This window comes from Rhodococcus sp. NPDC019647, from assembly GCF_044389235.1.
Taxonomy (GTDB): Bacteria; Actinomycetota; Actinomycetes; order Mycobacteriales; family Mycobacteriaceae; genus Rhodococcus_F; species Rhodococcus_F oxybenzonivorans.
This window is the reverse complement of sequence record NZ_JBIRXS010000042.1, coordinates 17,239-28,539: the sequence shown is the minus strand read 5'-3', so window position 1 is coordinate 28,539 and position 11,301 is coordinate 17,239. Positions and strand designations below refer to the sequence as shown.

The following is an 11,301-nucleotide window of genomic DNA, read 5'->3' as shown; positions in this document are numbered from 1 at the left end:
GATCACCGAATCAGTCGGTGTCACAGACGATGTGGAGGTGGTCCGATGCCAACCGAACCGACGTGGCCCGAACTCGGCACGCAGATCGCCGCACCCACCCCCGACGAAATGCGGCGCAATCTCGGCCATTTCGCGAGTGGTGTCACGGTGGTGACCGGACTCGACGCCGACGGTCCGGTCGGATTCACCTGCCAGTCGTTCGCTTCGGTGTCGCTGGCCCCTCCGCTGATCCTGTTCTGCGCCGATCATCGTGGGCGCGCCTGGCCACGGATCCAGGAGTCGGGGCGCTTCACCGTCAATGTTCTGCACGAGAATCAGACGGATCTCTGCATGCGTTTCGGCTCCAGCCGCGGCGAAAAATTCGACGGTCTCGACTGGGAGAGGTCGCCGTGGGCGACGCCCTCGCTCCCCGGCGTACTGATGCGCGTGCACGCGGACGTGCAGTCGGTGCACACCGCCGGCGACCACGACATCGTGATCGGGCGGGTCCTCGGCCTCGAATCGGTCAGCGACGAGCGCCCGTTGGTGTTCTTCCGGGGTGGGTTCGGGCTGGGCGCCGTCCCCCGGCCCGTGCGCGCGTGACGAGTCCCGAGACTCGTCAACCGCGCACGAGCGCTACAGCCATTGCCCCGATTGCACCGACAGAAGCTGGTCCAGCGCCTCGGTGGACCAGGAGGTTTCCGGTATCTCCGCGGTCCGGCGGGCGCGGCGCGGGGTCACGGGTTCGGGATGCAGAGCCCGCGTGACGGCCCGGGCGGCATCGACGACGAGGGGCGCGACCCGCTCGAGCTGCACCGTCCGGGCATCTCCGCACAGCGAGATACCGGCGACCGGGCCGTCGGCACTTCGGACCGCGACACCGACACAGCCCACGCCGCGAACCGCCTCACCGCGCTCGAACGCGAGACCGCGGCGCTGCCGGATCCGGTTGAGTTCCTGATGAAGGGTGGTGAGTTCGGTGATGGTGCGGTCGGTGCTCCTGTCGAGACGCTGCCCGTACAGGCTGTCGACCTCCTCGGGGTCCACCCACGCCAGCATCGCCTTGCCGCCGGCCGTCGTGTAGGCGGGAACCCGCCCGCCCACCTTGGACGGCAGCGCGGCCGCCATCCGGCCGCCGACCTTGTCGAGGTACAGGCTGTCCCCACCGTCCAGCACAGTCAGGTGCACGACCATTCCGGTCTGCATGTGCAGGTCGTGGAGCAGCGGCGCCGCGGCTGCCCGGATCTGGCCGTGCCCGTTGTCGCCGCCGCCCACCCCCATCGCTCGACGGCCGAGGCAATAACCGAAGCTGGCGTGATTCACCCAGTCCAGGCGCACCAGCTGGTCGAGGATGCGGTGCACGGTCGATCGCGGCAACCGGGTGCGGCACGCCACTTCCTCCAGGGTCAGGCGGCAGGTCCGGCCGTCGAACGCGTCGAGGATCAGCGTCATCCGTTCCACCATCGACGGCGGCACCTCCTTCTTCACGGCAGGTACCGACGGTGCATTGCCTGAATCGATGACAGTCATCGACGCCTCCAAATATCCTGGTCACGAGCGTGCACCAGACTAAAACTGAAATGAATTCTTAAAATACTAACAGCTGTCCGCGGTGCGGGGAAGCAGACTGACAACGCTGACCGGGGTGTTCACCCAGGGGCCCGCGATCGGACTCGGACGCTGCCTCTGGCGTGTTGGACGCCTCGAGACCCGTTTCCCGCGGATCTCCGGTCGGTGCGCGGCACCGTCAGCACGGTGTCAGCGGCACAGCTGGTGAGCCAGGTCGTCGCGACAGACCCATCTAACGGGTCACAGACACTGGTGGCACGGCATGGGGCGCCCGTCAGCCCACGCGGATGCCCTGGTCGGCGAGGAACTCGCGGGCACGCCCCAGTTGGCGGTCGGTGGCGAAGGCGTACCACTGGTCGGCGAGGCTCTCCTGGCTCACGAGGTCGCGGAACCGGCCGAACGCGCCCTTGCCCTCGATCGCCCGCTCCAGCCGCGCCCGCAGCGTCGCATCGTGCTGCCGCGCGGTGAAGGCCGCCATGTCACGCCAGCCGTCCCGCGAGCCTGTCCGGTCGAACCGGAGCCAACGGTCGGGTTCGGCCTCCACGTCGACGGCGGCGTCCTCTCCGACCATCATCGGATCGGTGCTGCTGGCGTCGTACACCTGCCCGGTGTGCAGGTCGAGATAGCCGCCCGCCGACATGCCCGGATCCCCCTCCAGTTCGGTGCCGAGCATCTCGAGGTCGACCGGTACCACCCGCCCCGCCAGCGGCTCGCGGCGCAGACAGGCGAGCAGGTCCTCGGCCAGCACCCCGTCACCCGGGCCGGCGCGCCAGGTCAGCCGGTTGATGACCGACACCGCCACCGGTTCGGTCTGCTTCCGTCGCTGCGTCAGGGCCATCGGTATTCCGGCGGCCACCTGTTGCAGCGCGTCGTCGATCTCGTGGCCGCGCACCGCGGTCAGGAATCGGGCGGCATCTGCTGCCGCGATTGCGGCGCGCAGCTCGGACACATCGAGTGCGGGCACCTGGTCCTGTGCGGGCCACGCGTGCAGCAGCATCGGATGCGGCCGGCTCGGTCTGCGCGGTGCTCGGCTCTGTCCGTCGTCGTCGGCCCACCGGCGCCCGTACTGGTCCGGGATGGTGCCCCAGCCCCAGTACGGCACGGGGGCCTCGGGGCGGATTCCCAGCACCTCGATGGGGTCGACCTTGTCGCTGCCGATCACGCAGCGGTGGGTCCAGTCATCGCCCAGGTCGAAGGTGAACTGGAACTCCGCCCCGGGCCCCAGCAGCCGGGCGACTTTGGCCGACTCGATGTCCACCGCCTCGGTGATCGGCCCGCCGAGCGACTCCACCATCTCGGCGCCGGTCTCCGTGTCGGTGACTATGCGTCCATCGGCAAGGGTGAACATCGACAGGTGCGCGCGGTCCCACCGGGCGAAGGCGTCGTTGATCGCGTTCGCGAGGTCGCTGAAGGTGTGCGACGGTCCGACCGCGAAGATGCGGCCGGGCCATGGCCACAGGTCCTCGCCGCACCCGCCGAGCAGTTCCACCGTCACCGACAACCACGTTCGTGCCATTCCCCGAGGATGGCATGCGGACAGCGGCGCCGCCTGGCCACAGCCCAAAATGCGCACAGCGCGTCACCGCTAGCAGATCCATGACCGGTCAACTGGGCCACCGAACACCCAGGTGCGCCGACCCTGAGTTGAGGAATGGCGAGTAGTGCATTCCGCGCCGCTAGCATCGTGCATCGTGACCGACAGCGTCGCCCACGAGCGAGATTGACATCGGCAGAGCGATACGAGTCGCATTCCCCGTCTTCGACGGCGGACACAGTACGACGACGCTCGTTGCGCGGATGGCCGATCGAACGGCGGTGCACAACACCCTGGCCGAATTGGACGACCTCGGGTTCACTCTGCGGGCCGCGTCGAACAAAGAGATGCCCGAATCATCAATCGCGGGTCCCCCTGCTCTGCGCATCAACCACGCGGAAGTCCCAATGCCAACGAACTTCAGCTTGATACTGCAGCTCGACCGGGACGATTGACGATTCGCCTTGGGCGATCCAAACACACTGGCAGACAGAGCTTTCCAATCACCAAAAATGTAGATTATGTCAACTAAACTTGACAGCGGTGGGGCAGCGGTAGATCAGGTAGATGAACTCGTGCGATTTCGCCGCGCCTCCAACGCCCTGCGCGCTGCCGCGAGTTCGTTCTCCTCGAAGCGATCGTTGGCATATTGAATCGCGGCGTCGATGAGATCGCCTAGTCCCGCCGTATCGACCTGCGGGGGGCAATGGAATCTATCGGTCTGAGTGTATTGGTAGCCTCCGCCGACGTAACGCAATCCAGACTCGGCCAGCTTGCCGCGGAAGTAGGCAGCCCAGAAGGGCGGGGCTGTGGGGCTGAACGTCACTGATACTTCAAGATCCCTGGTTTGCTCATCGTCATCACCGGGCTCCACCAAGATGTCCTCGATACGCTCGATGCGCTTCCAACGCGCGACGTTGGACACCTCGATGACTTCCAGGAATTCTTCATCGGATTCCAGCGGCTCAAGACCATCGATGAACCCACCACCCATGCGCCAGAGTTCCACGTCCGACAACCGACTGATCTGCTGAGGAGGCTGAAATCTGTCAGGCGGCCGAATAGGGACGGCCTTGGTCGTGTGGACGCACTTGATCTCACCGCCGAGGTCCTGGCGCCACCGCTGCCCACGGGCATCGGTGTACTCGACGGCGAACTTGATGACGCTCGCGTCACTGGTGTGGACGGTGACGAGGGTGAACCACGCTTCATGGTCGGTGTGGTCGCGGTACGGGGTCAACTGCTCAGCGGTCGGTATGAACTCGTGGAGCCGGTTGTCCTGAGCGACCAGTTCAGCTGTCCTGCGCTCGATGCCTGCGTCCGACCCGTCAGGTGAATCGACGTACGGAACGGTGACATCGAAGAACAAGTCTTTGCTTCGATTCTCGATCCGGTAAGTGGCCAACGACGAGGTCGAGTTCTCGTCCTCAACCTTGTAGATGATCAACAGCCGGGCCTGCGCCATGTCGTTGTCCTCGCGGATCTCCGCCGTCTGTCGGCGATCGAACCGGGCATGCGCGCTGGCAACCGAGATGCTGAACGCGGCGATCAAGAAGGCCGCCGCCGTACCCAGCCCACCCGCCCAAGTGCCCCAGGCCACGAACCAGTTCGAGGTGATGTCTTGCGGGCTCCGTGAGGACTTGACCACAGTCAGCACGACGAACGCGAGCGTGAACAGGACTACGGCAACGCACACCCCAATGAGGACGCATTTGAACTGCCGCTCTTCGGGCAGCCGCGCACTGCCCGCCTCCACACGGGAATGCCCCTGCCTCTTCACCTTGCGTCTCTCCTCTGCAGGGTCCACCAGCTCATTGGGGACAGATTAGACGACCGCCTCACCGCGGGGAGCACGCGCCGAGTGAGCGTGGAGGCTACTTACTGATCGGGCGCATCGCGAAGATGCTCGGCCGCGCAGCGGAGCTGGAACCGTGACCGGACACTTCGCCGGACGCGCCTATCGGGACGGATCGACCTGGGCGCACGCGGTCAGTCGGGCGGGAATATGCAAGCCTCGAATATGCAGGGTTACCAATACCTCCGAAACAGCGAGGTCAGCGCGTTTTTGCTCTGCAACGTGTCGGTGCACCCCGGTAGCCTGCGCCGATGAGAAGAGGGTCACGACCCTCCCCGGTACTCGATCGGCGTGACGTGGGGGTGCCGTGCGCTGAGGGTTCCCGACCGGTACCGTCGCGGGCACGAAGGTGAGTGGCTTCTGCAGCACACAACTGAGCCCCGCTTCACCCGCCGCGGCCTCGGCAATATCTAGCGAGAACCGTTGCCGCGCAGAGCGGTATGGGCCGATGGCGCGCGCGTTTTGTCTGTGTAACCGATGCGCACTCGAGTCGCCGGAACCCCGACAGTGGCCCGCCCCGTCACTCGCCGTAGGCGCACACTCAACCGGGCACCGCGTCCGGTCACCGGGAATGCCCCGACCCCCGCGCCGGAGGCTCCGCTAGAACGGTGAGGACACCGATCCTCTACAACCACCGATCCCCTACAGCGGAGTACCGAAACAGATGCACATAGGAATCGCGCCGCCCATCGTCGTACAGCATCCCGCCGTCGTAGCGGAGTGGGAGGCCGGCGCCGGGATCGAGGAATTGACCCGGATAGCCGAGACGGCGGACGGCCTCGGCTATCACCATCTCACCTGCAGCGAGCATGTGGCCGTGCCTACCGATGTAGCGGCCGAGCGCGGCGCCACGTACTGGGACCCGCTCGCCACCCTCGGTTTTCTCGCCGCGCGGACGAGCGGCATCCGGCTCGCCACACAGGTCCTGGTGCTCGGTTATCACCACCCGCTCGAGATCGCGAAGCGCTACGGCACGCTCGACGCGGTCAGCGGGGGCCGCCTGATTCTCGGTCTCGGCGTAGGCAGCCTGCGTGAGGAGTTCGCCCTGCTCGGCGCCCACTTCGACGACCGCGGACCCCGCGCCGACGACGCCCTCGCCGCCTTGCGCGCGTCGCTGTCCCGTTCCCGGCCGGAGTATCACGGCGCCTTCTACGATTTCGAGGACGTCGTCGTGGAACCGCATGCCGTGCAACCACGGGTCCCCCTGTGGGTGGGCGGGCGCACGCTCCGCTCACTGCGGCGCGCGGGCGCCTTCGGTGACGGCTGGGTCCCGTTCGGTCTCTCGCTCGACGAACTGTGCACCCTTCTCGGCAAGGTCGAACTACCCGGCGGCTTCGAGGTGATTCTCAGCGCGGGGGCACCACTCGACCCGATCGGTAACCCGGACACCGTGCGGCGGGCGCTCGAACGACGCCGCGACGCCGGCACCACGATCGTCAGCGCGACCCTCGCGTCCACCGGGGCCGGGCATTACTGCGAGCAACTGGGCGCCCTCCGGCAGCTCGGCGACGAGCTCGGCCTCACTTTCCGAAGTACTTCCTCCGACGACAGGACACATCCGTGACCGACTCCGAAAAACAACTTCTCCAGTCTCTCCTCGGGCGGGTCGCCGTGCTCGAGGACAAGCTCGCGATCCTCGAATTGATGACCGCCTACGGTCCCGCCATCGACAGCGGCTCGGCCGAGGCGGTGGCCCGGCTGTGGACCGAGGACGGTGTGTACGACGTGGATACCGGCGTGCTGCGCGGACACGCGGCCATTACTGCGATGGTGCAGTCGCAGGCACACCAGGGCTGGATCGGCGGCGGTTGCGCGCACATGCTCGAGCCCGGACACATCCGGGTCGATGGGGACACCGCGGTGGCGACCTGTAAGTCGCAGTTGATCATTCGCGACGAAGACGGATTCCGTGTACACCGGATCACGGCCAACCGCTGGGAGCTCGCCAAGATCGACGGCGTGTGGAAGGTGACCCGCCGGACCAATCGGCTCCTCGACGGCCGTGAGGAGGCACGGGCCCTGCTCGCCGCCGGCGTCCTCAGCTGATCCAGACGACTGCGGGGCCCGCACATAGTGCGGGCCCCGCGGTCGGTGGGAGGGGTCAGGCCACCATCTCGGACTTCGGTACCGCGACGTCGGTGGGACGGTCGATCCTGTTGCGGGTCAGCAGGAGTCCCATGACTCCGGCGAGCACACCCGCGACGGCGAGGGTGAAGAAGGCGTATACGAAACCCTGCTCCGGGAAGTGCGAGGCACGACCCACGAGCATCACTCCGGGGATCGCGAGGATGGTGATCATCACCTGGCTGCCGATCGCGCTGCCCAGCGAACCGGACAGGTTGAGCATCCCGCCGGCGATACCCTGGGTCTCGGCGGGCACCGTGCGCATGATCAGGTTGGGGAGCGTCGCCGACGCGGAGCCCAGCCCGAGTCCGATGACCAACTGGCCGAACATCAGCTGAAGCGTCGAATCATGCAGCGTCGCAAGCAGGAATGATCCGAGGGCGAGCGCGAATCCGCCGAACACCAGAACCGGAGCCGGGCCGATGCGACGCGTGAAGTACCCGCCCACCGGTCCCGCGATCATCGACACCACGCCGGTGGGCACCGTGTAGATCGCGACGGCAAGTGCGGTCGCGCCGAATCCGTATCCCAGACCGAGGTCGGGGTCGGTCATCACGAACATCGGGATCAGCATCGAATGGCTGACCAGGACGAACTGGACGAAACCGCTGGCGGCCAGCGTCTTCGCGACGGGCGGGTGCCGAAGCATCTGCAGATCGATGAGCGGCTCCTTCGGGGTGCGCTCGTAGACCAGCCAACCGGCCAGGACGGCGAGGCCACCGCCGAGAAAGAGCAGCGTCTGCGGCGAGGTGTATCCCCAGGTGGACGCCTTGCCGATGCCGAACAGCAGCAGAAACGCCCCGGCTCCGAGAATGAGCGCCCCGAGCACGTCCAGCTTGGAGCGCGTCCGCAGCGTGGTCTCGGGAACGAAGATTGCGACCGCAATTCCCACCACGACCACGTGGAGCAGCTGCGCCCAGAACACGCCGGTGTAACCGAAGTGATCGATGAGGTAGCCGCCGATGATGGGTCCGAGGATGGTGCTGGCGCCCATGCCCGTAGCGATGAAACCGACCGCCACGGGAATGATTGCGGGCGGCAGAATGTCGCGGATCAAGCCGTAGGCCAGGACGAGAATGGCCATGCCCGCGCCCTGGAGCCCGCGGCCGACCAGGAAGAGTTCGAAGTTCGGGGCCAGAGCGCCCAGCAACGACCCGGCACCGAACACCGCGGCCGACACGAGCATCATCCGCTTCTTGCCGTAGATGTCACCGAGCTTGCCGACGAGCGGGGTGGACGCGGCGAGCATGAGCGTGACGATCGTGATTACCCAGCCGACGTTCGCAGTCCCGAAGTGCTTCGAGATCTCAGGCAGTGCCGGGGTGACGAAGTTGTAGGCGAGGGGGATGACTTCGACCAGGAGAATGATCAAGGCCAGGAGGGCGTACGACTTCCCGCGCGAGAGCGGTGCGCGCTCCGCCTCGCCTGGGGACAGGGGAATGTGGTTCATATGAGGCTCCGGTGTTTCGAGAGGATCAGCACGCTCAACCTGGCATGCGCGTCAGTGACCTCGACCACAATTCCCACTCAGCGAGACCTCGCGGAAAGTAGAAATCATTCTTGTCAGAATTTCGTTTGGACTACTGGCTTGCGGTGCTCCCATGCGTTAGAACTAGAATGAAATCTAATTTTCTACTCGAGGAGTACGCATGACGGAATCGCTGAACCTGGCTGGACGCACTGCCGTCGTCACCGGCGCCGGTGCGGGACTCGGCCGCGCCGAAGCCCTCGCCCTCGCCGCGGCTGGGGCCGCCGTCGTCGTCAACGACATGGGCGACAATGCACACACCGTGGCGGAGGAAATCACGGCCGCCGGAGGTCAGGCGACTGCGGTCACGGGCGACGTCTCCGACTGGTCGCTGGGCGAACGCCTCGTCCAAGAAGCAGTCGGCACCTTCGGATCGATGGACATCCTCGTCAACAACGCCGGGATCCTTCGCGACAAGATGATCTTCAACCTGTCCGAATCCGACTGGGACGACGTCATTCGCGTTCACCTCAAAGGGCATGCCGCCACGTCTCGTGCGGCCTCGGTGCACTGGCGCGAGGCGAGCAAGGCCGCGGGAGGGCCCGTGTACGGACGGGTGATCAACACGTCGTCCGAGGCCTTCCTCTTCGGTTCGGCCGGCCAACCCAATTATTCGGCGGCCAAGGCCGGAATCACCGCTCTCACCCTGTCGACGGCGCAGGGGCTCTCACGATATGGAGTACGCGCCAACGCCATCTGCCCGCGCGCCCGGACTGCGATGACGGCCGACGCCTTCGGGGCGAACACCGCCGCGGACGCCGGGCCCGATCCCCTCTCACCCGAACGCGTCGCCACACTCGTCCACTACCTGGCCTCCCCCGCCTCGGACGAGATCAACGGGCAGGTCTTCGTCGTCTACGGCAAGATGGTCGCCTTGATGGCGGCACCAAAGGTCGAGAACCGGTTCGATGCAGCGGGATCCGCCTTCTCACCCGAGGAAATCGAAGGGCTTCTGACTCCCTATTTCGCAGGCCGCGGACCGTACGAGAACTACGCCGCGTTCAGCGTCGCGGAACTCGAGAAAGCGGCGCTGGCCACCGCCGCGACCGCAGCCGTCTGACCCGAACGCACAGAGGAACACCATGAGACTGCAGGGCAAGACAGCAATCGTGACGGGCGGCGCGGGCGGGATCGGACGAGCCATCACCCGGGTCTTCGCCCATGAGGGCGCAAATGTTCTCTTCGTGGACATCGACGACGAACGCGGCACGGCTCTCGAGAAAGAACTCGGCGCGGCCACCCGCTTCCTGAACGTCGACATCTCCCGACGCGAGTCCGCCGACCAGATCCGTGACGCCGCAGTCGAGGCGTTCGGGTCCGTGGACGTACTGGTCAACAACGCGCACGCGTCGCGCCAGGCACTGCTGGTGGACCACACCCAAGAGATGTTCGACCTTTCCTTCCAGACCGGGTTCTATCCCGTTGTGCACCTGATGCAAGCGTGCTACCCGCAACTGAAGTCGGCGAAAGGTTCGGTGATCAACTTTGCGTCCGGGTCCGGTTTGGACGGCATGCCCACCCAGACGTCGTACGCCGCGGCGAAGGAAGCGATCCGGGGCGTGAGCCGCGTGGCCGCCAACGAATGGGCGGCCGACGGGATCCGGGTGAACGTCATCTGCCCGTTCGCGGCCACCGAAGGAGTCCTCGCGTGGCAGGCCGCGTTTCCAGAACGCGCGGCGGCCTCCGTGGCGAAGGTTCCCCTGCAGCGCATCGGTGATCCCGAGACGGACATCGCGCCCGTGGCGGTGTTCCTCGCTACCGACGATTCGCGGTACATGACCGGCCAGACATTGATGGCGGACGGCGGCAGCATCAAGCTGCGGTAGTACGTCCGGACAAGGAGAGAACGATGGATCGATTCGACGGCCGAGTCGCCCTGATCACCGGTGGAGCCCGCGGCCAGGGCCGTAGCCACGCGGTGGCGTTTGCCGAACGCGGCGCCGACATCGTCCTGTGCGATCGGTGCGCGAACAGCCCGGTGGTCGGCTACCCCCTCGCGACCGAGGCCGATCTCGACGAGACCGCGGAACTGGTGCGGTCGACCGGACGTCGCTGCATCACAGCGATACTGGATACCGCCGACCGAAGCGCCATGGACGCGCTCGTCGCACGAGCCGAATCCGAACTGGGACGAATCGACATTGCCGTGGCGAATGCCGGCGTGTCCGTGGCCGCACCCGTCCAGTCCCTCACCCAGGAGCAGTGGTCCGAGGCCATCGGTTCCAACCTGACCGGCGTCTTCAACACCGTCGGAGCGGTGGCCCCGGGGATGATCCGCCGCGGATACGGGCGCATCGTCACCGTCTCCTCCATGCTGGGGCGGGCCGGAAATGCCAACATGGCCGCCTACGCCGCATCCAAATGGGGCGTCATCGGACTTACCAAGAGTACGGCGCTCGACCTCGCACCGCACGGGATCACCGTCAATGCGGTTGCCCCCGGCAATATTTCGACTCCCATGATCCACAACGATTCCCTGTACCGGATGATGCGGCCCGACCTCGACAATCCCGGATCCGACGACGTCGCACCGGTCTTCCGCAGCCTGCACGCCCAGCCCGTGGCGTGGCTCGACCCCGCCGAGATCACCCGCGTCGTCCTGTTCCTCACCGCGGAGGGCAGCGAACACATCAGCGGCATCGTCCTGCCCGTCGACGCCGGGAACGCAGCGCGCGTCACGGGTTGACCGCCGACGGCGCGACAGCACGCACG

Annotated in this window: 11 protein-coding genes; 7 read left to right on the top strand and 4 right to left on the bottom strand. The window is 66.3% G+C overall.

Annotated features, from left to right (window positions below; all coding sequences use genetic code 11):
• Positions 1-45 precede the first annotated feature (45 nt).
• Positions 46-582 carry a flavin reductase family protein gene (locus tag ACH49N_RS36240; RefSeq protein WP_159918527.1) on the top strand — a complete coding sequence of 179 codons (537 nt, stop codon included), beginning with the start codon at positions 46-48 and terminating at the stop codon, positions 580-582.
• Positions 583-615: 33 nt separating this feature from the next.
• On the opposite strand, the gene ACH49N_RS36235 is transcribed toward ACH49N_RS36240, so the two are convergent.
• Positions 616-1,509, bottom strand: coding sequence for an IclR family transcriptional regulator (locus tag ACH49N_RS36235; RefSeq protein ID WP_213575183.1), 894 nt, complete (start codon positions 1,507-1,509; stop codon positions 616-618).
• Between the two features lie 313 nt (positions 1,510-1,822).
• The gene (locus ACH49N_RS36230) at positions 1,823-3,064 is read right to left on the bottom strand and encodes a hypothetical protein (RefSeq protein ID WP_358277730.1); all 1,242 of its coding nucleotides are present in this window, start codon (positions 3,062-3,064) and stop codon (positions 1,823-1,825) included.
• 281 nt (positions 3,065-3,345) lie between these two features.
• Between ACH49N_RS36230 and ACH49N_RS36225 the strand changes: the two genes are divergently transcribed.
• Positions 3,346-3,537 carry a hypothetical protein gene (locus ACH49N_RS36225; RefSeq protein WP_358277728.1) on the top strand — a complete coding sequence of 64 codons (192 nt, stop codon included), beginning with the start codon at positions 3,346-3,348 and terminating at the stop codon, positions 3,535-3,537.
• 104 nt (positions 3,538-3,641) lie between these two features.
• Here ACH49N_RS36225 and ACH49N_RS36220 read toward each other — a convergent pair whose 3' ends face one another.
• Positions 3,642-4,634, bottom strand: coding sequence for a hypothetical protein (locus ACH49N_RS36220; protein WP_358277726.1), 993 nt, complete (start codon positions 4,632-4,634; stop codon positions 3,642-3,644).
• A 967-nt stretch (positions 4,635-5,601) separates the two neighbouring features.
• On the opposite strand from ACH49N_RS36220, the gene ACH49N_RS36215 reads away from it, so the two are divergent.
• Together ACH49N_RS36215 and ACH49N_RS36210 are read left to right on the top strand one after the other, a co-directional pair.
• On the top strand, positions 5,602-6,501 hold the full coding sequence (locus tag ACH49N_RS36215; RefSeq protein ID WP_358277724.1) for a TIGR03619 family F420-dependent LLM class oxidoreductase: 900 nt from the start codon (positions 5,602-5,604) through the stop codon (positions 6,499-6,501).
• The gene (locus tag ACH49N_RS36210) at positions 6,498-6,983 is read left to right on the top strand and encodes a nuclear transport factor 2 family protein (protein WP_317745705.1); all 486 of its coding nucleotides are present in this window, start codon (positions 6,498-6,500) and stop codon (positions 6,981-6,983) included. Before ACH49N_RS36215 ends, ACH49N_RS36210 begins: the two co-directional genes overlap by 4 nt.
• A 55-nt stretch (positions 6,984-7,038) precedes the next feature.
• Here the strand turns inward: ACH49N_RS36210 and ACH49N_RS36205 are convergent, their stop codons facing one another.
• Complete coding sequence (locus ACH49N_RS36205) at positions 7,039-8,511, bottom strand: MFS transporter (RefSeq protein ID WP_358277722.1); 1,473 nt, start codon at positions 8,509-8,511, stop codon at positions 7,039-7,041.
• A gap of 199 nt (positions 8,512-8,710) precedes the next feature.
• On the opposite strand from ACH49N_RS36205, the gene ACH49N_RS36200 reads away from it, so the two are divergent.
• Genes ACH49N_RS36200 through ACH49N_RS36190 form a run of 3 tightly spaced genes read left to right on the top strand, consistent with a single transcriptional unit; the run spans position 8,711 to position 11,275 of the window.
• The gene (locus tag ACH49N_RS36200) at positions 8,711-9,649 is read left to right on the top strand and encodes a 3-oxoacyl-ACP reductase (RefSeq protein ID WP_358277720.1); all 939 of its coding nucleotides are present in this window, start codon (positions 8,711-8,713) and stop codon (positions 9,647-9,649) included.
• 22 nt (positions 9,650-9,671) lie between these two features.
• Positions 9,672-10,415: an SDR family oxidoreductase gene (locus tag ACH49N_RS36195; protein ID WP_358277719.1), complete on the top strand. Its 744-nt coding sequence runs from the start codon at positions 9,672-9,674 to the stop codon at positions 10,413-10,415.
• Positions 10,416-10,438: 23 nt separating this feature from the next.
• Positions 10,439-11,275: a mycofactocin-coupled SDR family oxidoreductase gene (locus ACH49N_RS36190; protein ID WP_358277717.1), complete on the top strand. Its 837-nt coding sequence runs from the start codon at positions 10,439-10,441 to the stop codon at positions 11,273-11,275.
• Positions 11,276-11,301: the final 26 nt, after the last annotated feature.